The sequence below is a fragment of the Reyranella sp. genome (genome assembly GCF_052439685.1).
Lineage (GTDB): Bacteria > Pseudomonadota > Alphaproteobacteria > Reyranellales > Reyranellaceae > Reyranella.
This window is the reverse complement of record NZ_JBQVQG010000016.1, coordinates 60,045-84,265: the sequence shown is the minus strand read 5'-3', so window position 1 is coordinate 84,265 and position 24,221 is coordinate 60,045. Positions and strand designations below refer to the sequence as shown.

General features: G+C 68.2%; 25 protein-coding genes. 16 read left to right on the top strand and 9 right to left on the bottom strand.

The annotated features are described in order from the left end of the window. Window positions 1–55: 55 nt before the first annotated feature. Entirely contained in the window at window positions 56–970 is a 915-nt protein-coding gene (locus ACT6UX_RS19695) for an AEC family transporter (protein WP_444776846.1), read from the bottom strand. A gap of 197 nt (window positions 971–1,167) precedes the next feature. Then, window positions 1,168–1,710: a nucleotidyltransferase family protein gene (locus ACT6UX_RS19690; protein WP_444776845.1), complete on the bottom strand. Its 543-nt coding sequence runs from the start codon at window positions 1,708–1,710 to the stop codon at window positions 1,168–1,170. A gap of 30 nt (window positions 1,711–1,740) precedes the next feature. Here ACT6UX_RS19690 and ACT6UX_RS19685 point away from each other — a divergent pair, with 30 nt between their 5' ends. The 5 genes from ACT6UX_RS19685 (at window position 1,741) to ACT6UX_RS19665 (ending at window position 4,299) form a co-directional block, all read left to right on the top strand. Continuing rightward, the gene (locus tag ACT6UX_RS19685) at window positions 1,741–2,349 is read left to right on the top strand and encodes a ribonuclease HII (RefSeq protein ID WP_444776844.1); all 609 of its coding nucleotides are present in this window, start codon (window positions 1,741–1,743) and stop codon (window positions 2,347–2,349) included. A gap of 15 nt (window positions 2,350–2,364) precedes the next feature. Next, entirely contained in the window at window positions 2,365–2,760 is a 396-nt protein-coding gene (locus tag ACT6UX_RS19680; protein WP_444776843.1) for a VOC family protein, read from the top strand. 16 nt (window positions 2,761–2,776) lie between these two features. Further along, window positions 2,777–3,403: a glutathione S-transferase family protein gene (locus tag ACT6UX_RS19675; RefSeq protein ID WP_444776842.1), complete on the top strand. Its 627-nt coding sequence runs from the start codon at window positions 2,777–2,779 to the stop codon at window positions 3,401–3,403. After that, window positions 3,384–3,749 carry a hypothetical protein gene (locus ACT6UX_RS19670; RefSeq protein WP_444776841.1) on the top strand — a complete coding sequence of 122 codons (366 nt, stop codon included), beginning with the start codon at window positions 3,384–3,386 and terminating at the stop codon, window positions 3,747–3,749. Before ACT6UX_RS19675 ends, ACT6UX_RS19670 begins: the two co-directional genes overlap by 20 nt. A gap of 199 nt (window positions 3,750–3,948) precedes the next feature. Further along, window positions 3,949–4,299, top strand: a complete 351-nt coding sequence (locus tag ACT6UX_RS19665) for a hypothetical protein (RefSeq protein ID WP_444776840.1) — start codon at window positions 3,949–3,951, stop codon at window positions 4,297–4,299. Here the strand turns inward: ACT6UX_RS19665 and ACT6UX_RS19660 are convergent. From ACT6UX_RS19660 to ACT6UX_RS19645, 4 genes are all read right to left on the bottom strand, one after another. Next, window positions 4,296–5,936 carry a GMC family oxidoreductase gene (locus ACT6UX_RS19660; protein ID WP_444776839.1) on the bottom strand — a complete coding sequence of 547 codons (1,641 nt, stop codon included), beginning with the start codon at window positions 5,934–5,936 and terminating at the stop codon, window positions 4,296–4,298. The genes ACT6UX_RS19665 and ACT6UX_RS19660 overlap by 4 nt on opposite strands. A gap of 14 nt (window positions 5,937–5,950) precedes the next feature. After that, window positions 5,951–6,355: a type II toxin-antitoxin system VapC family toxin gene (locus tag ACT6UX_RS19655; protein WP_444776838.1), complete on the bottom strand. Its 405-nt coding sequence runs from the start codon at window positions 6,353–6,355 to the stop codon at window positions 5,951–5,953. Between the two features lies 1 nt (window position 6,356). Continuing rightward, window positions 6,357–6,590, bottom strand: a complete 234-nt coding sequence (locus tag ACT6UX_RS19650; protein ID WP_444776837.1) for an AbrB/MazE/SpoVT family DNA-binding domain-containing protein — start codon at window positions 6,588–6,590, stop codon at window positions 6,357–6,359. An 81-nt stretch (window positions 6,591–6,671) separates the two neighbouring features. Further along, window positions 6,672–7,565, bottom strand: a complete 894-nt coding sequence (locus tag ACT6UX_RS19645; protein ID WP_444776902.1) for a LysR family transcriptional regulator — start codon at window positions 7,563–7,565, stop codon at window positions 6,672–6,674. Window positions 7,566–7,661: 96 nt separating this feature from the next. Between ACT6UX_RS19645 and ACT6UX_RS19640 the strand changes: the two genes are divergently transcribed. Further along, on the top strand, window positions 7,662–8,540 hold the full coding sequence (locus tag ACT6UX_RS19640) for an aldo/keto reductase family oxidoreductase (RefSeq protein ID WP_444776836.1): 879 nt from the start codon (window positions 7,662–7,664) through the stop codon (window positions 8,538–8,540). A gap of 130 nt (window positions 8,541–8,670) precedes the next feature. Continuing rightward, a complete protein-coding gene (locus ACT6UX_RS19635; protein ID WP_444776835.1) occupies window positions 8,671–9,786 on the top strand; it encodes a site-specific DNA-methyltransferase in 1,116 nt (371 codons plus the stop codon). Between the two features lie 123 nt (window positions 9,787–9,909). On the opposite strand, the gene mutY is transcribed toward ACT6UX_RS19635, so the two are convergent. Continuing rightward, a complete protein-coding gene (gene mutY / locus ACT6UX_RS19630; protein WP_444776834.1) occupies window positions 9,910–10,959 on the bottom strand; it encodes an A/G-specific adenine glycosylase in 1,050 nt (349 codons plus the stop codon). A 52-nt stretch (window positions 10,960–11,011) separates the two neighbouring features. Here mutY and ACT6UX_RS19625 point away from each other — a divergent pair, with 52 nt between their 5' ends. From ACT6UX_RS19625 to ACT6UX_RS19605, 5 genes are all read left to right on the top strand, one after another. Next, on the top strand, window positions 11,012–12,088 hold the full coding sequence (locus tag ACT6UX_RS19625; RefSeq protein ID WP_444776833.1) for a DciA family protein: 1,077 nt from the start codon (window positions 11,012–11,014) through the stop codon (window positions 12,086–12,088). A 55-nt stretch (window positions 12,089–12,143) separates the two neighbouring features. Continuing rightward, the gene (locus ACT6UX_RS19620; RefSeq protein ID WP_444776832.1) at window positions 12,144–12,803 is read left to right on the top strand and encodes a DsbA family protein; all 660 of its coding nucleotides are present in this window, start codon (window positions 12,144–12,146) and stop codon (window positions 12,801–12,803) included. Between the two features lie 36 nt (window positions 12,804–12,839). Then, window positions 12,840–16,496, top strand: coding sequence for a chromosome segregation SMC family protein (locus tag ACT6UX_RS19615; RefSeq protein WP_444776831.1), 3,657 nt, complete (start codon window positions 12,840–12,842; stop codon window positions 16,494–16,496). 131 nt (window positions 16,497–16,627) lie between these two features. Beyond that, complete coding sequence (gene dapE, locus ACT6UX_RS19610) at window positions 16,628–17,815, top strand: succinyl-diaminopimelate desuccinylase (RefSeq protein ID WP_444776830.1); 1,188 nt, start codon at window positions 16,628–16,630, stop codon at window positions 17,813–17,815. A 7-nt stretch (window positions 17,816–17,822) separates the two neighbouring features. Beyond that, window positions 17,823–18,407, top strand: a complete 585-nt coding sequence (locus ACT6UX_RS19605) for a hypothetical protein (RefSeq protein ID WP_444776829.1) — start codon at window positions 17,823–17,825, stop codon at window positions 18,405–18,407. On the opposite strand, the gene truA is transcribed toward ACT6UX_RS19605, so the two are convergent. After that, window positions 18,357–19,145: a tRNA pseudouridine(38-40) synthase TruA gene (gene truA, locus ACT6UX_RS19600; RefSeq protein ID WP_444776828.1), complete on the bottom strand. Its 789-nt coding sequence runs from the start codon at window positions 19,143–19,145 to the stop codon at window positions 18,357–18,359. The genes ACT6UX_RS19605 and truA overlap by 51 nt on opposite strands. Window positions 19,146–19,149: 4 nt before the next feature. Beyond that, complete coding sequence (fmt, locus tag ACT6UX_RS19595; RefSeq protein WP_444776827.1) at window positions 19,150–20,118, bottom strand: methionyl-tRNA formyltransferase; 969 nt, start codon at window positions 20,116–20,118, stop codon at window positions 19,150–19,152. A 51-nt stretch (window positions 20,119–20,169) separates the two neighbouring features. On the opposite strand from fmt, the gene zapE reads away from it, so the two are divergent. From zapE to mdh, 4 genes are all read left to right on the top strand, one after another. Next, window positions 20,170–21,330 carry a cell division protein ZapE gene (zapE, locus tag ACT6UX_RS19590; RefSeq protein ID WP_444776826.1) on the top strand — a complete coding sequence of 387 codons (1,161 nt, stop codon included), beginning with the start codon at window positions 20,170–20,172 and terminating at the stop codon, window positions 21,328–21,330. Window positions 21,331–21,404: 74 nt separating this feature from the next. Next, a complete protein-coding gene (locus tag ACT6UX_RS19585) occupies window positions 21,405–22,295 on the top strand; it encodes a dienelactone hydrolase family protein (protein ID WP_444776825.1) in 891 nt (296 codons plus the stop codon). Window positions 22,296–22,326: 31 nt separating this feature from the next. Next, entirely contained in the window at window positions 22,327–23,175 is an 849-nt protein-coding gene (locus tag ACT6UX_RS19580) for an alpha/beta fold hydrolase (protein WP_444776824.1), read from the top strand. Between the two features lie 70 nt (window positions 23,176–23,245). Then, window positions 23,246–24,208 (top strand): malate dehydrogenase, encoded by a 963-nt coding sequence (mdh, locus tag ACT6UX_RS19575; RefSeq protein WP_444776823.1) that lies wholly within the window; start codon window positions 23,246–23,248, stop codon window positions 24,206–24,208. The last annotated feature ends 13 nt before the right edge of the window (window positions 24,209–24,221 follow it).

Here is a 24,221-nt window from a genome sequence, read left to right as displayed (position 1 = left end):
CGTGTCGACAGAGCTTGAGCGCAACTGGAGTTGCGCGCTCCAATGATTCAGGCCGTCACGACAGCAGCAGCGTTCGCACCAGCGGCAGGGTCACGAAGGCCAGCACCGTGTCGACCATGATGACGAAGGCCAGCGTTTCCTCATCGAGCTTGAACTTGCCGGCGATGATGAAGGACAGGAGCTGGCTGGGCATCGCCGCCTCCAGGATGGCGGCGTTGCTGTAGACGCCCGTGAGCCCGAGTGGGCCCACGGCGCTGAACACGACCAGCGGGGCGAACACGAGCTTTATGGCGGCGACCGGCAGCGCCAGCGCCATCAGCCTGGTGGCCGAGAAGCGCAGCGCCATGCCGAGCGACAGCATCATGATGCCGCTCACCGCCACGGCGAGGATCGACGCCGCATCCATGACCATCGCCGGGCAGGGGACGCCCGAGAGCTTCCAGAGGATGGCTGCGACCAGCGCCCAGATCGGCGGCAGCTTCAGCGCCTCCAGCGCGGTCCGCCGGAAGGTGATCGGCTCCTGGCTGCCATAGGCGATGGCGATCATGGCGCCGAGTGTGAGGTTGAGCGACGACTTGGTGACCTCGAACAGGACCGAGACCTCGGAAACCTGATCGGCCTGGCCGGGAAAGACGCCCAGCAGCACCGGCAGGCCGAGATAGGTGACGTTGCCGAACGCCGCGCCCAGCATCATCGCGCCCTTGGTCGGGCCGGGGATCGGCAGGAAGTGGAACACCAGGAAACCCACGGCGAGGCACGACAGCGTGCCGATCGCGGCCAAAGCGGGGATTTCGAGGAACAGGCGGCTGAGCGTGCCGTCCATGACCGTGCGGAACACCAGCGCCGGCAGGAAGACATAGAGGACCAGCCTGTTCATCGACTGGCGGGTCTGCTCCATGCCGGGAATGAAGTGGCGGAGCAGGGCGCCCAGCAGGGCGATGGCGGCCAGAGGCAGGAACGCAGCGATCATCTCGCGCAGAGCCTAGAGCCTTTCCGGGCGAGATTGAAATGGGCCGACCTTCCAACGCTTAACCTCACCCTGAGGAGCGAACGCAGTGAGCGTCTCGAAGGGCGGGCACGCGCACCCCGTCTGTTGCCCATCCTTCGAGACGCGGCCTGCGGCCGCTCCTCAGGATGAGGTGAGTGGGTCATTAGGTTGGACGGGCTCTAATCGAGGAACTCGACCTTGGGCCAGAGTTCACGCCAGCGCTTGGCCTCGACGCGGGCATCGTATTCGTGCTGCCGCGTGCGGCCGTAGGGCGTGGGGCGGCAGCGCAGGTTCAGCAGATCGTCGGTGCCGAGCGGCGCGATGACGGTGAGCGTGTCGTCGGCCTCGAGACGCACGCCGATCCCCGTCACCGACTCGAGCCAGTGGACCATCGAGTCCGCCGTGTCGCGATGCGGCGGCAGCTCCTTCCAGACATGCATGCGTGCCTGGTTGCGCACCTGCCAGGGCAGGCCGGGCAGCAGCGCGTCGAGCCGTCGCTCGAATTCCGCCTCGCTCTCCCGCGAAACGTCGCCTGCGTCGAAATAGATGACGTCGATATCCACAGGTTGCCGCGCCGGTGCGATGCCGTGCAGATGGTCCCAGACGCGATTGCGCACGAATCCCGCGGCAATACACCAGTCCGGCAAATCGAGTTTGCGCACCGCACGAAGCTGTTCCATCGCGATGGCGTCTTCTGCGATGATGCGGGCGATGAAGGGCATGGCCCAGTCTAGCCGGCCTCGATGGGGATAATGCCAAGCTTTCGATTCGAACTGCGTTGCGAAGGGCGTGTTGCCGGCATCGACGAGGCCGGGCGCGGCCCGCTGGCCGGGCCGGTCTATGCCGCGGCGGCCGTCATCGACCGCACGCGGGCGGCGCGCAAGCTGCTGCGCATGATCGACGATTCCAAGAAGCTGACGCTCGAACAGCGCGAGGAGGCCTACGAGGCCATGATTGCCTCCGGCGTCGTGCAGTTCGCGGTGGCCGAGGCGAGCGTCGAGGAGATCGACCGGGTCAACATCCTGCAGGCGACCTATCTCGCCATGCGCCGCGCCGTGCAGGCACTGGTCGACCGGCCGGAGGTCGTGCTGATCGACGGCAACCGTGCGCCGCCGCAACTGGGCTGCCGGGCCGAGACCATCGTCGGCGGCGATGCCCATTCCTATTCGATCGCCGCCGCCTCGATCTTCGCCAAGGTGACGCGCGACCGCTATATGCACGCGCTCGCGCGGACCTATCCGGGCTATGGCTGGGAGACCAATCGCGGTTACGGCAGCCAGCAGCATCTCGAGGCGCTGTCGCTGCTGGGCCCGACCCCGCACCACCGGCGCAGCTTCGCGCCGGTCACGCGCCTGGTGTGAGCGCTGGTGTGTGCCATGGGCCTCGGCTCGATCCGCAACCTCGACTATGTCGTCCTGCTCTGCGACGACCTCGACCGCGCGCGACGGTTCTATCGCGACGTGATGAAGTTCCGCCTCGAGCGCGAGACGCCGCGCTGGGTGAGCTTCCATGTCGGGTCCGGCCTGCTTTGCCTGCGGCCGCGCAGCCTCGACGGTGTCTTCCGGGACGGGCCGGGCGCCCCGCCGGGCTCGGCCTCGGTGCAACTCGCCTTCAGGGTCGCGCCGGCCGAAATCAACGAGATCCAGGCCGAGCTGGCGGCCGCTGGTGTCGACCTGATGGGACCGCCGCGCGACATCCCGGCCTGGGGCCATCGCGCGCTCTTCTTCCGCGACACCGAAGCCAACGTCATCGAAATCTACGCCGAACTCTGACGGCAGGAGACCCAACGTGCTCAAGCTCTACTACACCGCCAGTACTTGCTCGCTCGCCACCCACATCGTGCTGGAGGAGGTCGGCGCCGACTATTCGACGGTGCGCATCGACTTCGCGACGGGGCAGCAGACGTCGGCCGAGTATCTGAAGGTCAACCCCAAGGGCCGTGTGCCGGCGCTGGTGACCGACAAGGGCATCCTCACCGAGACGCCGGCAATGCTGGTCTATGTCGCGCAGCGCTTCCCGCAGGCGCGGCTCGCGCCGATGGACGATCCGTTCTTCTTCGCCCAGATCCAGTCGTTCAATTCCTATCTCTGCTCTAGCCTGCATGTGGCCCACGCCCATCGCATGCGCGGCCATCGCTGGGTCGATGCCGACGACGCGCATTCAATCGCCGCCATGAAGCGCAAGGTGCCGGAATCGGTCGGCGCCGGCTTCGAGCTGATCGAGCGCGAGTTGCTGAAGGGCCCGTGGGTGATGGGCGACCAGTACACGATCTGCGACCCCTATCTCTTCACGCTCGCCCAGTGGCTGGAGAAGGACGGCGTCGACCCCGCGCGCATTCCCCGCGTGGTCGATCACCGCCGCCGCATGTCGGAGCGGCCGGGCGTGAAGAAGGCGATTGCCGAAGAAACCGCCTGACCTCCGCGCGGCCCGGGTGCTGACTGTCATAAGGACCGCGCACACGATCGTCTGGCTGTTCTTCGTGGTGTGCATCCTCGCGATCTGGATCTTCGCGGCACGGTCCGACTACTCCAACGCCTCGCTGTCGATCGGCCTCGTCTTCGTCGAGGTCGTGGTGCTCGCCGTCAACGACTGGAAGTGTCCGCTTACGGCCATCGCCGCGCGTCACACGGACGATCGCCGCATCAACTTCGACATCTATCTTCCGGAGTGGCTGGCGCGGCACAACAAGTCGATCTTCGGTCCCCTGTATCTGGCCGGCATCGCCTTCACCCTCGCGCGCTGGACGCGTCTGCTGCCATAGGGCCTTCCGGGTGAGAATGATCGAGGCGAGCATTCCAACAATGACCTCACCCCGAGGTACTCGAGGGGCGGCGCTCCTCAGGACGAGGTGGGTGGGTCAATTGGAGACGAAGGACCATAGGGAGATGATACGCGGCGTGCCCTTGCGGGATGTTTCCAAGCCTGCGTTCATGTGGGCGACCAACTCGATGAGGCCGCGCATGTCCAAACTGCTCTCTTCCCTGATCCTCGTTCTCGGCCTCATGGCGGCGACCACGTCGGTGGTCGCCCAGCAGACGCCGCCCCCTGCGCGAGAGGCGATCGAGAAGGGCAAGGAGACCGCTGCGGAACGCGCGCGTGCGATGGGGCCCGAACTGAAGGCGCTGCGGGACGAGATGAAGGCGCAGGTCGGTGAGATGCGGTCGCTCATCGACAAGAAGGTCGACGAAGCCGGCCACAAGGCGAAGACCTACGCGATCTGGGCGGCCGTGGGCTTCTTCGCGCTGATGGTCCTCGCCTCGGTGCTGGGCGGGGTGATCGTCGCGCTGCTGTTCCGGCGCAACCGCGCCTAACCCGCCAGCACCAGGTCGCTGGCCTTTTCCGCGACTGCCGTCACGGCGGCATTGCACATCGCAGCGGGTAGGCCGGGCAGGACCGAGGCGTCGATGACGCGCAGTCCCGCGACGCCCTTCACGCGCAAGCTTTCGTCGACGACGGCGCCGATGCGGCAGGTGCCGACGGGATGGTGGAACGAATCCGTCGCCCGGCGGATGAAGTCGTGGCGGCCGGCTTCGCTCGTCCAGGCCGGTCCGGGATAGACCTCCTTCGCGCGCCAGTCGTCGAAGGCTTTCGCCCCGCCGATCTCGCGCGCGATCTCGACGCCCTTGGCCAGCACCGCGAGATCGTCGGGATCGCCCAGATAGTTCGGATCGATGATCGCCGCGGTTCGCGGATCGCTGGAGGCCAGCCTGACGCTGCCCTGGCTGCGCGGCTGCAGGTGGCAGGGCACCAGGACATAGGCCGGCGCCGCGAGGGGACCGACGGTCGGCCGGACGAACGGCACCGACAGGCACATGACGAGAATGTCGGGACTCTCGCCGGCCGTCGCGTGCGGCACGTAGAGGAGCGAATCGCAGTGATTGTAGTGCGAGGCCGGGACCGGGCGGCGCGCCTGGTAGGCCACGCCGGCCAGCAGCGGGTGATCCTCCAGATGGCGCCCGACATCGGGCAGGTCGGCGGCGCTGGCGATCCCCAGCGCGCGCAGCTCGTCGGCCGGGCCGATGCCCGACAGCATCAGCAGGCGCGGCGAATCGATGGCTCCGGCGCAGAGCAGCACGTCGCCCTCGGGCCGCACGACGCCACTGGGCAGACGCACGCCGAGACAGCGGCCGCGCTCGATCTCGAGGCCGAGCACCTCGGCGCCGGCGAGCAGGTCGACCTGTGTCTCGCCGTTGGCGCTCTCCAGACTGTCGAGATAGGCGGTCGCGGCGTCGTCGCGGCGGTACCCCTTGATGCTGAGCTGGTTCCAGCCGACGCCGGTCGTGACTTCGCCGCCGAGGTCGGGCGTCGCCGGGAAGCCCGCCTGCTGCGCCGCCGCCATGAAGGCCTCGGCGACCGGCGTGCGGTCCGTGACGTCGGCCAGCGACAGGACATGCAGCGGGCCGTCGCCACCGCGCCAGGCATTGGCGCCGCCGGAGAAGGTCTCGGCGCGCTTGAAGTAGGGGAGCAGGTCGGCGTGGCGCCAGCCCGCCGGCCAGCGGTCGTAGGCCGCCGCATGGCCGCGTTGGTAGGCCAGCGCATTGATGATGCTCGATCCGCCGATCGCCTTGCCGCGCGGGCAGGTGATCGCGCGGCCGCCCAGCCCGGGCTGCGGCGTCGTCATGTAGCGCCAGTCCAGCGCGCTCTCCTGGAGTGTCGGCCAGGCCGGAGGGTTCGCGACGGCCGGAAGATCGGCCCGACCGCCTGCTTCGATCACGAGGATGCGTCGCCCGGCCCGCCCCAGCCGATGCGCCAGCACGCAGCCCGCCGATCCCGCGCCCACGATGACATGGTCATAGGCCGCGCGGAGCTGCTCGGGTGACGTCAGGCTACGAACGCCACTGGCCGCCTTTGCGGGCGACGAAAGGCCGGCAAGCGCGACGCCCCCGGCCATAGCGGCACCCAGCGCTTCACGGCGCTTCAACCCCATCCTGTCGTCTTTGCTTTCCAAGGATCGCGTCCCGATTATGCCGGCAGTGTAATCAGCGTAACTTTCGGGAAGTAGTTGCGATAGCGGCCAGCGTCGCGCGTGAGCAGCGGCAAGCCTTCGACGGCTGCATGCGCACCGATGAAGAAGTCGGGCAGAACGCCGGTGCGTGTGCCACCTGCTGCACGATATCGCTGAAAGGCCTTTCCGGCGAGGAACAAGGCAGATCGCGGCGTTGGCGCGATCTCGATCATCGCCTGGGCGAGCATCAGGTCGAGATCTTCTATCCGGGCGTAGCGGATGGATGTCTCGGCATAGACGATATCGTTGATGAGGATCGGGCCCGCCAAGGCGGCCTCTTCGAGACGAGCCAGGGACCACTCCGACCAATCGGGATCGTCGGTCACGAGATCGAGCAGGACGTTGGTGTCGACCAGCGTCACGTCAGGGCTCACCGCGCGTCATCGCCATGATCTCGGCCGTGCTCAGGCCTTTTCCGGCGTGCCCGCGCAGGCGGGCGAAGCGGTTCGGGCGGCCCTTCTTCTCGATCTTGACCAGAACGATGCGGCCATCCTGGGCACGCTCGAAATCGATCATACTCCCGGGGCCGATGCCCAGCAGATCGCGTACCCGCTTCGGAATGGTGACCTGGCCTTTGCTGGTAACGGTCGTGCTCACGGAGAACCTCGAGTAAGGCAACATTATTATCTGGTATTACCTAGCATGCGTCCTGCCCGATTTCGAGAGGGCGCTTCGACTTCAGGATTTAATGAAATCGACGAAGGTGCGGAGCGGCGCCGGCAGATGGCGGCGGCCGGGATAGTAGAGGAAGGGGCCGGGGAAGCTCTGCCACCAGGGCGCGAGCACCGGCTCCAGGGCGCCGCTGTCGAGATGGGGGCGCAGCCATTCTTCGAAGTGGTGGACGATGCCGAGACCGGCGACGGCGGCACTGGTCGCGAGGTCCGCTGCCCCGGGGAGACGCACCACCAGCGGCCCGGTGGGATCGACCCGCACCACTTCGCCGTCGCGCTCGAATTCCCAGGGCGGCATCGCGCCGCTGGCGAACTGCCCGCGCAGGCAGGCGTGCGTCAGCAGATCGCGCGGATGCTGCGGCCGGCCGCGTGCGGCGAGATAGTCGGGGGAGGCGGCCGTCGCGAAGCGCTGGACGCGCGGGCCGATCGGGACCGCGATCATGTCCTGCTCCAGTCTTTCGTCGTAGCGGATCCCGGCATCGCAGCCGGCGGCCAGGACGTCGACGAAGCTGTCCTCGACGATGACTTCGAGCCGGATGTCCGGATAGGCCTTCAGGAACGGGGGCACGATCGAGGGCAGCACCAGATGCGCGGCCGCGCCCGGCACGTTGAGGCGCAGCGTTCCGACCGGACGGTCGCGAAAGCTGTTCACGACGTCCAGCGCCGCCTCGACCTCGCCCAGTGCCGGCGTCAGCCGTTCGAGGAGGCGGGCGCCGGCTTCGGTCGGGGCGACGCTGCGCGTCGTCCGATTGAGCAGGCGTACCCCGAGCCTGGCCTCCAGCCGCCTCACGGCTTCGCTCAGGCTCGATGCCGACACGCGGCCCAGCCGCGCGGCCTCCCGGAACCCGCCCGCCTGGGCGACGGCCGCGAAGGCGGAGAGATCGTTCAGGTCGTTCGTCACCATTGTGCATTATTTCGCACAGGCCGTCGCGATTGCGCAGGATTATCGTGCATCGAGGCAAGGTCCATATGTCGGCGGTCACCACAGGAGATTTTCATGACCACCACCCCCTCCGGTACCTTCCGCCTCGGCACTCGATCCGTGAGGCGCTTGGGCTATGGCGCGATGCAGCTCGCCGGGCCGGGCGTCTTCGGTCCGCCGCGGGATCGCGAGGGCGCGCTCGCCGTGTTGCGCGAGGCGGTGGCGCGCGGCGTCGATCATATCGACACCAGCGACTTCTACGGCCCCCACGTCACCAATCAGCTCATCCGCGAGGCGCTCCACCCCTATCCGGACGGGCTGGTGATCGTGACCAAGGTCGGTGCCGTGCGCGGCGACGACGCCTCGTGGAACCCGGCGTTCACCCCGGCCGATCTCACGCGCGCCGTCCACGACAACCTGCGCAACCTCGGCGTCCCGGCGCTCGACGTCGTCAATCTGCGGATCATCATGGGCAGCGATCACGGGCCGGCCGAGGGCTCGATCGAGGCGCCCTTCAGCGCACTGGCGGAACTCCAGAGGCAGGGGCTGGTCCGCCATCTCGGCGTCAGCAACGCCACCCCGGCGCAGGTCGCCGAGGCGCGCGGCATCGCCGAGATCGTCTGCGTGCAGAACCATTACAACATCGCCCATCGCGCCGACGATGCCCTGATCGACGAGCTCGCGAGGCTGGGAATCGCCTACGTGCCCTTCTTCCCGCTGGGCGGCTTCACCCCGCTGCAGTCCTCGATCCTGTCGGACGTGGCGGGCGAGCTGGCGGCCACGCCGATGCAGGTGGCGCTTGCCTGGCTGTTGCGGCGCGCGCCCAACATCCTTCTGATCCCGGGCACCTCTTCGGTCGTTCACCTGCATGAGAATCTGCGCGCGGCAGAGCTCGACCTCCCGGAGGCAGCCTTCCGGCGACTGGAGGCCATCGGTGCGGCAGCCACGCGATGAGAGGTCGGCTTTCGATCGATGTCGGCCCAGCTATGGTGGGTCGACCGGGGAAATCGACTCGATATGGTGTCTAAGCAATTGATTCAATTGACTTCTTGACCGCGAATCTCTGTGGATTCATCTTCCACAGATGCCTGTGGAAAAAATCGATCGCGTACTCGTCGGCGACTGCATCGACCTGATGCTGAGCCTGCCCGAAGCGTCCGTCGACATGGTCTTCGCCGACCCGCCCTACAATCTCCAGCTGGGCGGCGACCTGCTGCGGCCCGACAACAGCAAGGTCGACGCGGTCGACGACGACTGGGACAAGTTCGGAGAGGCCTCCGATTCCGCGGGGACGAGCTTCGCCCTCTACGACAAGTTCACCAACGCCTGGCTGAAGGCGGCGCGCCGGGCGCTGAAGCCCGGCGGCACGCTGTGGGTGATCGGCAGCTACCACAACATTTTCCGCATCGGCACGGCGCTGCAGGACCAGGGCTTCTGGCTGCTGAACGACATCGTCTGGCGCAAGTCGAACCCGATGCCGAACTTCCGCGGCAAGCGCTTCACCAACGCCCACGAGACGCTGATCTGGGCGGCGCGCGACCGCGCCAACAAGAAGTACACCTTCAACTACGATTCGATGAAGGAGCTGAACGAGGGCACCCAGATGCGCTCCGACTGGCTCTTGCCGCTGTGCACCGGCGGCGAGCGGCTGAAGGGCGAGGACGGCAAGAAGGCCCATCCGACGCAGAAGCCCGAGGCGCTGCTGTTCCGCTGCATCATGGCGGCATCCAATCCGGGCGACGTCATCCTCGATCCGTTCTTCGGCACCGGCACGACCGGCGCCGTCGCGCGCCGCCTCGGCCGCCGCTTCATCGGCCTGGAACGCGATCCCGACTATGCCGCCATCGCGCGCAAGCGCATCGCCGAGATCACGCCGCTGGCGCCTGAGGACGTGACGCCCAAGCCCAGCAAGCGGGCCGAGCCGCGCATCCCGTTCGGCGTGCTGATCGAGTCGGGCCTGCTGCAGCCCGGCGCCGTGCTGAGCGATCCCAGCGGCCAGTTGCACGCCCGTGTGCGCGCCGATGGCTCACTGTCCGCCTCGAATGCGCGGGGCGACCATCGCGGCTCGATCCACCAGGTGGGCGCGGCGGTGCAGGGCGCGCCGGCCTGCAACGGCTGGACCTTCTGGCACATCGACGTCGCCGGCGGCGCCCGCCTGCCGATCGACCATCTTCGCCAGCAGGTGAGGGCGGGGCTCTAGACTAACAGGCCGCTGAAAAAGTCAGCGGCCTCGCGAATAAACGAAACAAACGAAATAAACGAAATAAACGAAGCGAGAGTCGCACCCCCAAATTTAGGTATCCCGGTACCGTTGATGGAGCTGCTACGCCTTCACCGCGTGCTCGATCACCTTGCGCATGACCGTGGGCAGGGCGCGCTCATCCAACTTGTCGAGCGCCGACCAGCTCGTGCCGGGGGCCAGCGCCGCGAGCCGGCCGGTCGTCGCGATGGCGCGGCTGACGGTGAGTTCGAGGTGGAAGTGCGTGAAGGTGTGCCGGACGAGCCCGTCCATCACTACCCAGCGCGCCGGAACCGGGGCTTCGGCGAGCGCCGTCGCCGCGACGAACGGACCCTCGCGCCAGGCGCTCGACGGCACCTCGTCCATGCCACCCAGAAGTCCCTTCGTGGGCCGTTTGCGCAAGAGGACGGCGCCATCCCTCCGCAGCAGCACGAAGGCGAGGCCGCGGCGGGTCGGCTTTTCGGCCTTGGGCGCGCGGCGCGGCAGCTCCTCGGCGATGCCCTGCCGGCGGCCCTTGCAGCCCTGCATCAGGGGGCAGATGACGCAGCGCGGGTTGCGCGGGATGCAGACGGTGGCGCCGAGATCCATCATCGCCTGGGCATAGTCGCCGGCGCGCTGTTGCGGCACCAGTCGGGCGGCGCGGACCTGGATGTCGGGCTTGGCGTCGGGCAGCGGCGTGTCGATGGCGTAGAGGCGGGCGATCACCCGCTCGACGTTGCCGTCGACCGCCGAGGCGGGACGGTCGAAGGCGATGGCCTGGATGGCCGCCGCCGTGTAGCGCCCGATGCCGGGCAGGGCGAGCAGGCCCGCCTCGTCTTCCGGGAACCGGCCGGCATGGTCGTTGGCGACGGCCTGGGCGCAGGCATGCAGGTTGCGGGCGCGGGCGTAGTAGCCGAGGCCCGCCCACGCCGAGAGCACCTCGTCGAGCGGGGCGGCGGCCAGGGCCTCGACGGTGGGCCAGCGTTCGACGAAGCGGCGGAAATATTCGCCCACCGTGGCGACGGTGGTCTGCTGGAGCATGATCTCCGACAACCAGACACGGTAAGGCGCCGTGCGTTCCCCGGGGGCTGTGCGCCAGGGGAGGGTGCGACGATGTCGATCATACCAGGCGAGCAGTCGGTCGGCGTGTGTCATGGTCAGTCGAAGGGGCGTGGCCTACCATACGGGGCGGAGTTTGAAAGGGTCCATGCGCGAAAACGGCTTCCGTGCGATCGGCGGTCTGGCCCAGAAGCTCACCTCGGGCATCGCCCGCGATGGAGCGAAGGGGGGCCGCAGCAACGCGCTCGTGCGGCTGAAGGCCGACTGGCCGGTGGTCGTCGGGCCGGAGCTGGCGCGCACGACGCGGCCCGACGCGCTGCTGGCCGGGCGCGGTGCGCGGGCCGGCAAGGCCTTGCGGCTGAAGGTTTCCGGCGCCGCCGCCCTCGAGGTCCAGCACAGGAGCGGCCAGATCGTGGAACGGGTGAATGCCTATTTCGGGCACAGGATGATCGACGACGTGCGGATCGTGCAGGGCGTCATCCCGGCGCCGCGACCCGCCCCCAGGACGCCACGTCCCGATCCCGTGATCGAGCAGGAGGTGGCCAGCCGCACGGCGGCCGTGGAGGATCCCGAGCTGCGGGCAGTGCTGACCCGGCTGGGCGCGCGCATCGCCAGCGGGCGGCGGGGCTTCCTGCTCGGCGGCTTGGGCGCGCTCTGTCTCGGCCGCGAGGTTCGGGCGCAATCCCAATCGCCGGCCCGGTTCCTCGATCCGCTCCCTGGCGATCACATTCTGGGCAATCCCGACGCTCCCAACGTGCTGATCGACTATGCCTCCTTCACCTGTCCGCACTGCGCCACCTTCAACAATGCGGTCATGCCGGCCCTCAAGCGCGACTGGATCGACACCGGCAAGCTGAAGCTCGTGCATCGCCATTTCCCCTCGGACGCGCTGGCCACACGCGCCAGCCTGCTGGCGGAGTGCGCCGGGCCGGACAAGTTCTTTGCCGCCGTCGACACGCTGTTCCGGACGCAGGTCCAGTGGCTGACGGCGTCCGACCCGGCGGCGGAGCTGATGACCGTGCTGGTCGAGCAGGGGGTAAGCGAGGCCGAGGCGCAGGCCTGCATCGCCAACGACCGGCTTTTGGACAAAGTCATCGCCGACGTGCAGTCCGGCCAGGCGCTGGGCGTCAATTCCACCCCGACCGTGTTCATCAATGAGCAGGGATACGGCAATCCGGGCGGAATCGACGCCATCGCGGCGATTTTACGACAGGTGGGCCGTTAACGTTTGACTCCCCACAGGCGTAATTCCCAAGATGTAGTGGAGAGGGCAGTTTAAAATGCGGAATATCTTGATCGTCGCCGGCGGAGTCGTGGCGGTGGCAGCGATTGCTGGCGCCGTCTATTTCGGCACCCGCGCGCCTGCGTCCGGGCCGCCGCCCGTCGCGGCGGCGTCGGCTCCGAGCAAGGCCGGTCTGGAGACCGTGCAGCCGGGCGATCATGTGCTGGGTGACCCCAATGCGCCGATCACGGTGATCGAGTACGCCTCGCTCACCTGCTCGCACTGTGCGCATTTCCACACGCAGGTCCTGCCCGAGATCAAGAAGAAGTGGATCGAAACCGGCAAGGTGAAGCTGGTCTATCGCGACTTCCCGCTCGACCAGATCGCGGCCAAGGCCGCCCAGATCGCCGAATGTGCCGGCAACGACAAGTATTTCGGCGTGCTCGACATCATCTTCCGCGGCCAGCCGCAATGGGCGACGGCGGCCGATCCGCTGGCCGAGCTGGCCAAGCCGCTGCGCATCGCCGGCATGGGCGAGAACGAGATCAAGGCCTGCCTCGCCAACGACGCGATGAGCAACGCCGTGATCAAGGACTACCAGGGCGGCGAGGCGATGGGCGTCAATTCGACGCCGACCCTGTTCATCAACGGCCAGCTCTATCGCGGGGCGCGCTCGGTCGAGGAACTCGACGGCGTGTTCGGCAAGCTCGCCAAGTAGGCACTCCAGGCACGTAAACAGACAGGCGTGGTGTAAATGGTCCAGTTCGACAAGCTCCGGCTCTCCGGCTTCAAGTCCTTCGTCGATCCGACCGAGCTTACGATCGAGCCCGGCATGACCGGGATCGTCGGGCCGAATGGCTGCGGCAAGTCGAACCTGGTCGAGGCGCTGAAGTGGGTGATGGGCGAGACCTCCGCCAAGCAGATGCGCGGCAGTGAGATGGAGGACGTCATCTTCGCCGGCTCGGGCCAGCGGCCGGCGCGCAACATCGCCGAGGTGATGCTGTCGCTGGACAACAAGACGCGCACCGCGCCGGCGATGGTCAACGACACCGACCAGCTCGACGTCGTACGCCGCATCGAGCGCGGCCACGGCTCGGCCTATTCGGTGAACGGCCGCGAGATCCGCGCGCGTGACGTGCAGACCCTGTTTGCCGACGCCGCCACCGGCTCGCGCTCGACCGCACTGGTCAGCCAGGGCCGTATCGGCACGCTGATCAACGCCAAGCCGGTCGACCGTCGCGGCGTCATCGACGAGGCGGCCGGCATCACCGGCCTCTATGCCCGCCGTCATGAGGCCGAGCTGCGCCTGCGGGCCGCCGAGCAGAACCTGGCCCGTGTGCAGGACGTGCTGGTCGCCCTGGAGGAGCAGCACAAGGGGCTGAAGCGCCAGGCCCGCCAGGCCAGCCGCTACCGCAACCTGTCGGATCACATCCGCCGCGCCGAGGCTTCGGTGCTGGCGCTGAAGCTGGCCAATGCCGAGCGCGATCTCGCGAATTCGAGCGAGCGCCTGAAGGAAGCGGAGGCCCAGGTCTCCGACCTCACGCGGCTGGTCGGCCTCGCCACGACGGCGCAGGCGGAAGCCGCGACCTCGCTGCCGCCGCTGCGCAACGACGAGGCCGCCGCCGCCGCCGCGTTGCAGCGCCTGCGCGTGGCGCACGATGCGCTGACCGCCGAGGCCTCGCGGGTCGCCGCCGCCCAGCTCGAGGCCGGAAGGCGCCTGCAGCAGACCGAGCATGACCTCGCGCGCGAGCGCGGCCGCAAAGGCGACGCCGAGACCGCGATCGCCGATCTCGACAGCCAGCGCCTGCGGCTCGAAGAGGAACGCTTCGGCGAGGAGGAGCGTGCCGAAGCCGCCCAGGAGGCGCGCGACACGGCGCGCACCGAGACCAACGCCGCCGAGGCCGGGCTCGATCGGCTGACCCGGCAGATCGCCGACGACGAGGCACTGCGCCAGAGCGTGTCGCGCGAACTCGCCGAGTTGCAGGACCGGCTGCGCCGCCTGACCTCGCGGCGTGACGAGGTCACCGCCCAGCAGCGCCAGCTCGAGACTGAATTGTCGAACCTGCCGGCGCTGCCGGAGGTCGAGGCCGAACTCGAAGCTGCCCGCACGGCACTCGAAGAGGCGCGCCTCGGCGGCCAGGAGTCGATCGAGGCGGCGCGCGAGGCCGAGCGCTATGAATCCGACGCTGCGCGTCTGGCCGTTGCCAAGGCGGAGGCCGAGCGCCTCGACATGGAGCGCGCGCGTGCGGCCGAGCGGCAGGCGGCGGAAGCCAGCCACGCCGTGGCGATCGAGACGGTGCAGAAGACGAATGCCCGTCTGACCAAGCTGCGCGCCGAGGAAGCCGGCGTCGCCGCCGCGCTGAAGTCGGCCGCCAATTCGCTGTGGCCGCCGCTGCTCGACGCCCTCTCCGTCGAGCCCGGCTACGAGAAGGCGCTGGGGGCGGCGTTCGCCGACGAGCTCGAAGCCTCGTCGGATCGCGGTGCGCCGGTGCACTGGCTGCCGCTCGAGGCGCTGGCCGAGACGCCGGCTCTGCCCGAAGGTGCGACGCCGCTCGGTGCGCATGTCGGCGCTCTCCCCGAGCTGGCCCGGCGCCTGGCGTTCATCGGCATCGTGGCCAACGACGAAACCGGTACCGCACTGCAGGCCGCTCTCAAGCCCGGCCAGCAGCTCGTCACCCGCGAGGGCGCGGTCTGGCGCTGGGACGGCTACACGATGCGGGCCGGCGCACCGTCGACCGCGGCGGTGCGGCTGAGCCAGCGCAACCGGCTGGCCGAAATCCGCCATCAGATCGACGGTGTCGTGGCCGAGCAGGAGATCGAGCAGGCGCGCGTCGATGCCGAGAAGACCTGGCTGGCCGCGGCTCGCGAGGCCGAGAAGATCTGCGTCGAGCTGGCCCGCGTCCACGAGCGCAGCGTCGCCGACGCCGCGCGCCGCAAGGCGCAGGATGCCGGCGAGGCCACCCGCACGGCCGAGCGCGCGGCCCAGGCGGCCATCGCTACCGCCGAGCGCCTGGCCACCCAGGCCCGCGACCGCCATGTCGAAGTGGCCCGCCGCACCGATCAGCTGCGCACCCGCCTGGCCGGCATCGAGACGACGGTCGCCGAGGTACTGGGCGACATCGCCGACGTCGAGATGCGCCGCACCTTCCGCGAGGCGCGCCTGTCGTCGCTCTCCGACACGCAGGCCGACCGGGCCGAGGCCGGCGCGCTGCGCGTGCGCATCGCCGAACTGCGGGCCGCGCTGGTCGAGGCCGAGAGTCAGTGCGACCGCCTCGCGCGCGATTCGAAGATGCGCGTCGAGCGCCTGGCGCAGATCGCGCAGGACCATGAGGGCTGGAGCAAGCGCCTCGGCGAGGCCGACGGCCAGATCCTCGAACTCGATGCACGGCGCGAGCAGACCGCGGAAGTGATCGCCGAGCTCGAAGCCAAGCCGGCGGAAATCGAGGAGAAGCGCTTCGTCCTCGCCGATGAGATCGACAAGGCCGAGGCCAACCGACAGGAAGCCGCCGACCGGCTCGCAATCGGCGAGACGCGTCAGTCGGAGTCCGACAAGGCGCTGAGGCAGGCCGAGACCGAGATGGCCCAGGCGCGCGAAACCTGGGTCCGCCGCGAGGGCCAGGTCGAGCAGGCGACGAAGGATCGCGAGGCCGTGGTCGAGCGCATCGTCGAACGGCTGCGTTGCGAGCCGGATGGGGTTCTCGCCCTGGCCGAGGTCCAGTCGATCGAGGAACTGCCGGAACTCGACAAGGCCGAGCACAAGCTCGAGCGTCTGGTGCACGAGCGCGAGACGATGGGCGCCGTGAACCTGCGGGCCGAGGAAGAGGCCAACGAGCTCGAGCAGCAGATCACCGCCATGACGACCGAGCGCGACGACCTGGTCGCCGCCATCGGCCGCCTGCGCCAGGGCATCCAGAGCCTGAACCGCGAGGGCCGCGAGCGCTTCCTCGCCGCCTTCGAGCAGGTCAGCGGCCACTTCCAGCAGCTCTTCACCAAGCTGTTCGGCGGCGGCAAGGCCGAGCTGCGGCTCACCGAATCGGAGGATCCGCTGGAGGCCGGCCTGGAAATCCATGCCAGCCCGCCGGGCAAGAAGCTCCAGGTCATGTCGCTGCTCTCGGGCGGCGAGCAGGCCCTGACGGCCCTGTCGCTCCTGTTCGCCGTGTTCATGACCAACCCGGCGCCGATCTGCGTGCTGGACGAGGTCGACGCGCCGCTGGACGATCTCAACGTGGAGCGCTTCTGCGGCCTGGTGAACGACATTGCCGGCCGCACCGACACGCGCTTCCTGATCATCACCCATCATCGCGTCACCATGGCGCGCATGGATCGCCTCTACGGCGTGACCATGGCCGAGCGGGGCGTGTCCCAGCTCGTGTCGGTGAACCTGCAAGAGGCCGACCGCATGGTGGCCTGATCGTTCGACGGCGTCAGCCTAAGCAAGCAAGACAATCTTCCTCTCAAATAAACTGGGCGCCGGCTGGCCTGACGGCGCCCTTTTCTTTGCCGCCCTTCTCACGGCCGGGGCGGGCCTGTAGTGTCCGGCCCATGCCCGATTCGCTCAGCACCAACGTTACCGATGTCATCGAACTGACGCGCACGCTCGTCCGCTGCGAGAGCGTGACGCCGCGCGAAGCCGGCGCCCTGCAGCTGCTGGAGCGCACGCTGGCGCCGCTCGGGTTCGCGTGCGAGCGCATGGATTTCACCGAGGCCGGCACCGACGACGTCGCCAACCTCTATGCCCGCATCGGCACCGGCGGGAAGCATTTCTGCTTCGCCGGTCATTCCGACGTGGTGCCGGTGGGCGATCTCTCGTCCTGGACGATCGGTCCGTTCGCGGCCGAACTCTCGGGCGGCTACCTGTTCGGGCGCGGTGCCGCCGACATGAAGGGCGCGATCGCGGCCTTCACCGACGCCACCGCGCGTTTCCTCGGCCGTCGCGGCCGCGATTTCGGCGGTTCGATCAGCCTGCTGATCACTGGCGACGAGGAGGGGCCTGCGGTCAACGGCACCGTCAAGATGCTGCAGCGGCTGGCCGACCGCGGGGAGACGATCGACGCCTGCATCGTCGGCGAGCCGACCAGTTCGAAGCGCTTCGGCGACATGATGAAGATCGGCCGGCGCGGCAGCATGACCGTCGACCTGGTCGTGCGCGGCGTGCAGGGGCACGTGGCCTATCCCGAGCGGCTCGACAATGCCGTCCATCGCCTGTCGGCCATCATCGAGGCGCTGGTGCGCACGCCGATCGACAAGGGCAGCACGCATTTCCAGCCGACCTCGCTGCAGTTCACGACGGTCGATGTCGGCAACCCGGCGACCAACATCGCGCCGGGCGTCGCCAAGGCGCGCTTCAACACGCGGTTCAACGATCTCTGGACCTCGAAGACGCTGCTGGCCCATCTCAAGGAGCGGATCGAGCGCGCCAACGAAGCGCTGGGCGGCAACGGCACCGTCGAGTACAGCGTCCAGGTATCGGGCGAGTCCTTCTACACGCCGCCAGGGCCGCTCAGCGACCTCGTCGCCGGCGCAGTCCGCGACGTTGCGGGGGTGGAGACCGAACTGTCGACCACGGGCGGCACGTCCGACGCGCGGTTCATCCGCAGCTACTGCCCGGTTCTCGAATTCGGACTGGTCGGCGAGAGCATGCACAAGGTCGACGAGAAGAGCGCGGTCGCCGATCTCAAGATGCTGGCCCGCGTCTACGAGACCGTACTCGACCGTTACTTCGCGGCCTGAGACGCGCGTGGTCAGCGCTGCTGAAATCGCCCGCGGCATGCAGGGCGCGCTCGGACTCCTGAAGCGCGACCCGGCGGCGCCTTCCTATTTCGACAATACGCTGGAAGCCTGCGTCCGCTCGTTCCAGGTCATGATTCTGGTCGCGCCGCTCCACATCACGCTCATGCTGGTCCGGTACGGGAGCGTGACCGCGACGGCCGACGAGTTCGAGATCGTATTGGTCGAGGCGCTACGCTACGTCGTCGACTGGCTGCTGTTCCCGGTGCTGTTCTACGAGATCGCGCGGCGGCGCAACTGGCTCGGCCTGTTCCCGCGCTACATCTCGGCGCTGAACTGGGTCAACCTGCCGGCGATGATCATCGCCGTGATCGGCGTGGTGCTGGCGACCCTGCTGCCGGCGGTGCCGGCCGAACTCGTCCGGATCGCGCTGCAGGCTCTCTTGTTCTATTGGTTCCTGGCGACGACGCGCGCGACGCTGGGCGTGGCCTGGTCGGTCGCGACCCTGCTGCTGATCGTGAACTGGATCCCGTCGCTGTTCATCTCACTGATCGTCGACCGCTTCCTCGGCGTCGCCCTCATCGCCGGCACCTGACTCGTAGCGCACTTCCATCAGGCACAGGCCGTGGGGGGGCGCCGTCGGACCGGCACGGGCCCGATCGCGCGCGGCGAGCGCCGCCTCGACATCCCCGCGGCTCCATTGGCCGCGTCCGACGAGATGCAGGGTGCCCACGATGATGCGCACCTGGTTGTGCAGGAAGGAACGCGAGCCGACATCGACATGGATCTCCTCGCCGTCGCGCGTGACCTCGAGCAAGTCGAGCGTCTTCAGCGCCGAGGGCGACTGGCAGGCGGTCGAGCGGAAGCTGTTGAAGTCGTGTCGCCCGACCAGCACTGAGGCTGCCTCCGCCATCAGCGCGACGTCGAGTGCGCTCGGCACGTGCCAGAGCTGGCCGCGATCGAGGGCCGGCGGCGCGCGGCGGTTGATGATGCGATAGCGGTAGCGCCGCCACGTCGCGGAGAAGCGTGCATGGAAGCCGGGCGGCGCGAGCTCGGCGGTGAGGACGGAGACCGGCTGCGGCTTCAGGTGGAAGTTGATCGCCGAACGGATCGTCTCGACAGGCCGCTCGCTCGACAGGTCGAGATGCACGACCTGGCCGCGCGCATGGACGCCGGTGTCGGTGCGGCCGGCCGCCTGGACGGGCGGTCGCTCGCCGGTGAAGGCGAACACCGCTTCCTCGAGGGCGGCCTGGACGGACGGCCCGTTCGGCTGGCGCTGCCATCCGACGAACGGCGCGCCGTCATATTCGATCGTGAGCTTGTAGCGCGGCACGGCGTCAGGTCGGCTGCGGGATCGTCAAGACTATGGGCGGCTGCAGCACCGTGCCGGCCTCGAGCGCGAAGCCGCGCAAAAAGGCATCGGCCGATTGTGCCGACTTGCCGGGCCGCTGCAGCTTCAGGAGCTTCAGTCCGCCGACGCCGCAGGTCACCACCGGAAAACCGTCGCGCGCGATGGAGACGCTGCCCGGCGTTCCGCCGGCCAGGGTGAGGGCCGCTGCCAGCACCTTGATGCGCTCGACGCCGCCCGCCTTGGGCGCCTCGAAGTAAGTGCCGGGCCAGGGGTGGAACGCCCGGACCTTGCGCTCCAGCTCGGCAGCCGGCCGGCGCCAGTCGAGCGCGCCTTCCTCCTTGCCGAGCTTGTGGGCGTAGGTGACGCCCTCCGCCGGCTGGGCCACTGGCTCGATGCTCCGCCGCAGCAACCCGTCCAGCGTCGAGACGATGAGGCGGGCGCCGAGATCGGCCAGCCGGTCGTGTACGGTTTCGGCGGTGTCGGCGGCGGAGATGGGCGTGCCTTCGGCCAGCAGCATCGGGCCGGTGTCGAGGCCCTCGTCCATGCGCATGGTGGTGACCCCGGTCTCGGCGTCGCCGGCCAGGATCGCGCGATGGATGGGCGCCGCGCCGCGCCAGCGCGGCAGCAGGGAGCCGTGGATGTTGATGCAGCCGAGAACCGGCGCGTCGAGGAAGCTTTTAGGCAGAATATGGCCATAGGACACGACCACGGCGGCGTCGAGATCGAGCGCCTTGAAGGCTGCGGCCTCCTCGTCGTTCTTCAGGGTGCGCGGTGTGCGGACCGGCAGGCCGAGCCGGTCGGCAAGTTCGTGCACGGGCGTCTTGCGCTCCTGCTGGCCGCGACCCGCGGGTTTGGGGGCCCTGGTGTAGACGCAGGCGACGTCGTGGCCCGCTTCGACCAGCGCGGCGAGGGCCGGCACGGCGAAGGCGGAAGTGCCGAGGAACGCAATCTTCATCGCCGCACCTTATAGGCAGCCGCGCGACGGTGAGCTAGGTATGCCGCCGCAATGGAGTCCAGTATCCCCTCGACCGGCCAGGGCCCGCTGGCCAACCTCGCTGCGCGCCGCGCCGCGGGCGAGATCCACGCCGATCCCGTGCAGGAAAAAGTCGTTCTGCGATTGCAGGCGATTCACGACCAATTGAGCGCCCTTGCGGCGGCGCAGCCGATGAAGACCGGCTTCCTCGCTCGCCTCGGCTTCGGTCACGCGCCGAAACCGCCGGAAGGGCCCCACGGTCTCTATATCTGGGGCTCGGTCGGTCGCGGGAAGTCCATGCTGATGGACCTGTTCTTCGCCGATGCGCCGATCGCGAAGAAGCGGCGCGTCCATTTCCACGAATTCATGCTCGAAGTGCAGGCAAGGCTTCATCGCCGGCGCGAGGAACTGGCGGCCAAGGGCGCGCCGCCCGAATCCGATACGATCGTGCCGATTGCCAAGGAGATCGCGGCCGAGACACGCCTGCTCTGTTTTGACGAGTTCCAGGTGACCAACATCGCCGACGCGATGATCCTCGGCCGCCTGTTCGAGACGCTGTTCGAGGAGGGGATCACGGTGATCGCCACCTCCAACCGCGCGCCCGACGATCTCTACAAGAATGGCCTGCAGCGCGACCGTTTCCTGCCCTTCATCGAACTGGTGAAGCAGCGCCTCGAGGTGCTGGAACTGGGCGGCGCGCAGGACTACCGGATGGGCCGGCTGCGCGAACTCGATCTCTACCTGACCCCGCTCGGTGGCTGGGCGACCAAGAAGCTCGACGAGGCATTCCGTGCGCTGAGCAATGGCGCCGACGGCGAGCCGCGCGTGCTGCGCACGCAGGGCCGCGATGTCGAGGTGCCGCGCGCGGCGCCGGGCGTCGCGATGGCGCATTTCATGGACTGGTGCGCCAGGCCGATGGGCGCGGCGGACTTCCTGTGCATCGCGGACAGCTTCCACACCGTCATCGTGGCGGAGATTCCCAAGATGGGGCCGGACAGCCAGGACAAGGCCGTTCGCTTCGTGACGATGATCGACACTTTCTATGAGAAGAAGGTGAAGTTCATCTGTTCGGCGGCGGCAAATCCGGGAAGCCTCTACCCCGAAGGCGACGGCTCCTTCGAATTCCAGCGCACCGTGTCGCGGCTCATGGAGATGCAGAGCCCGGAGTATCTGAACCTCGATCACATCGCCTAATCGTGATTGTGGGCCCGTTCGGCCGCAGCATAGGCTCTGCGGCGTTTTTCAAAGACTCGAACGGGAGGCAGGATATGGACGGCGATCGCATGATTTCCCTGAACGACGGCGGCGTGTCGCGGCGCGGCGCCCTCAAGGCCACGGCGACCGGCGCGGCGCTCGGCGCCACGTTCGCGCTGTCGGTACAGCCCATCCAGGCGCAGACCATGATCACCACGTCGGCCGACGGACTGACGGCGGGCGTCGTCAAGGTGAAGACCAAGGACGGCAAGGAGATGGACGCCTATCGCGCCATGCCAGCGTCGGGCCAGGGCTTCGCCACCATCCTCGTCGTGCAGGAGATTTTCGGCGTCCATGCACACATCGCCGACCTCTGCCGTCGCTTCGCCAAGGCCGGCTACTACGCCATCGCGCCGGAACTCTACTTCCGCCAGGGCGATGCCAAGGCCGTCAGCGACATGCAGGCGCTGCTGCGCGAGATCGTCTCGAAGGTGCCGGACGAGCAGGTCATGAACGATCTCGACGCGACCGTTGCCTTCGCCAAGGGCGAGGGCAAGGCCGATACCGCCAAGCTCGGCATCACCGGCTTCTGCTGGGGCGGCCGCATCGTCTGGCTGTATGCCGCTCACAGCGCGGGCCTCAAGGCGGGCGTGGCGTGGTACGGCCGTGTCGTCGGCGACTCGACTCCGATGACGCCCAAGCATCCGATCGACATCGCCAAGGATCTCAAGGCCCCGGTGCTCGGCCTCTATGGCGGCGCCGACAGCGGCATCCCCAACGACAGCGTCGACAAGATGCGCGCGGCGTTGAAGGCCGGCAGCCCGGCCGCCCAGAAGTCGCAGATCGACACCTATCCGGATACGCCGCACGGCTTCAACGCCGACTACCGCCCGAGCTTCCGCAAGGAGCAGGCGGAGGATGGGTGGAAGAAGGCGCTTGCCTGGTTCAAAGCCAACGGTGTCTGATCGGCCCCCACGTCGAGCGATGGCCGAAACGATGAACCTCACGACCCGATCGGGCCTTACATTCACGACTTATGTCGAGGGTCCGGTCGGTGGACCGCTGGTGCTGATGCTGCACGGGTTTCCCGAATCGCGGCACAGCTGGCGGGCCGCCCTGCCGGTGCTGGCGGCGCACGGCTATCGCGCCGTCGCGCCCGATCAGCGCGGCTACTCGGCGGGCGCACGGCCCGATCCGGCCGATCTTTCGAACTATGCCTTCGACCGGCTGATCGGCGATGCGATCGAGATCGCAGCGGCCGCGGGCTATGAAGGCAAGCGCTTCCATCTCGTCGGCCATGATTGGGGCGGGCAGGTCTCGTGGGGCGTCGCCGGCGCCCATCCCGATCGCCTGGCGTCGCTCACGATCCTGTCGCGGCCGCATCCGCAGTCGTTCCGGCAGGCCCTGCTCAAGGAAGACGGCGACCAGAAGCACCGCTCGCGGCATCATCGCGCCTTCCTCGAGCCCGAGACGGGCAAGCTCCTGTTGGCCGACGATGCCAAGCGCCTGCGCGACGGGCTGTTCGGCCAAGGCGTGCCGTCCGAGGCGCTGGACGATCATCTCTCCGTGCTGGGGACGCCCGAGGCGCTGGAAGCGGCGCTCGCCTGGTATCGCGCCAACAAAGGGCTGGCCGCGAATATCGGGACGATCACGGTCCCGACGCTCTACATCTGGGGCGACGCCGACGCGACGGTGGGGCCTGATGCGGCCTACGGCACGGTGGAGTTCGTGAAGCCCTCCTTCGCGATGGAAGTGCTGCCCGGCGTCGGCCATTTCGTGATGGACCAGGCGCCGGCCAAAACGACCGATCTCCTGCTGGCGCACCTGGCGAAACACCCGGCCTGAACCCGTCTGTCTTGCTGCCCCGGGCGAATCGCGCTACCACGCGGCGCCTTTAAGAACGGGAGTTTTTCGCATGGCTCGCAAGAAGATCGCGCTGATCGGCGCCGGACAGATTGGCGGCACGCTCGCGCTGCTCGCCGGCCAGAAGGAACTGGGCGACGTCGTCCTGTTCGACATTCCCGCCGCCGAAGGCACCGCCAAGGGCAAGGCGCTCGACATCGCCCAGCTCAGCCCGGTCGAGGGCTTCGACACCAAGTACAGCGGCTCCTCGGACTACAAGGACATCGAGGGCGCGGACGTCGTGATCGTCACCGCCGGCGTGCCGCGCAAGCCGGGCATGACCCGCGACGATCTGGTCGGCATCAATGCCAAGGTCATCGATTCGGTCGGCAAGGGCATCAAGCAGCACGCGCCGAACGCCTTCGTCATCGTCATCACCAACCCGCTCGACGCCATGGTCGGCCTGATGCAGGAAGTCACCGGCTTCGCGCCGGAGAAGGTCGTCGGCATGGCCGGCGTGCTCGACAGCGCCCGCTTCCGCCTGTTCCTTGCCGAGGAATTCAACGTTTCGGTCGAGGACGTCACGGCCTTCGTGCTGGGCGGCCACGGCGACACGATGGTGCCGCTGCTGCGCTACTCGACGGTCGGCGGCATTTCGCTTCACGATCTGGTCGACATGGGCTGGACCACCAAGGAGCGCCTCGAGCAGATCGTCCAGCGCACCCGCGACGGCGGCGCCGAGATCGTGGCCCACCTCAAGACCGGCTCGGCCTTCTACGCCCCGGCCGCCTCGGCCATCGCCATGGCCGAGTCCTACCTCCGGGACAAGAAGCGCGTGATCCCCTGCGCCGCCAAGCTGAATGGCGAGTATGGCGTGAAGGGCCTCTACATCGGCGTTCCTGTCGTGATCGGCTCCAAGGGCGTCGAGCGCATCGTCGAAGTCGAGTTCAATGCCGAGGAAAAGGCGATGTTCGACAAGTCGGTGGCTGCCGTTCAGTCGCTGATCGACGCCACCAACAAGATCGTTGGCCGTTGAAGAAGTAGGGTCT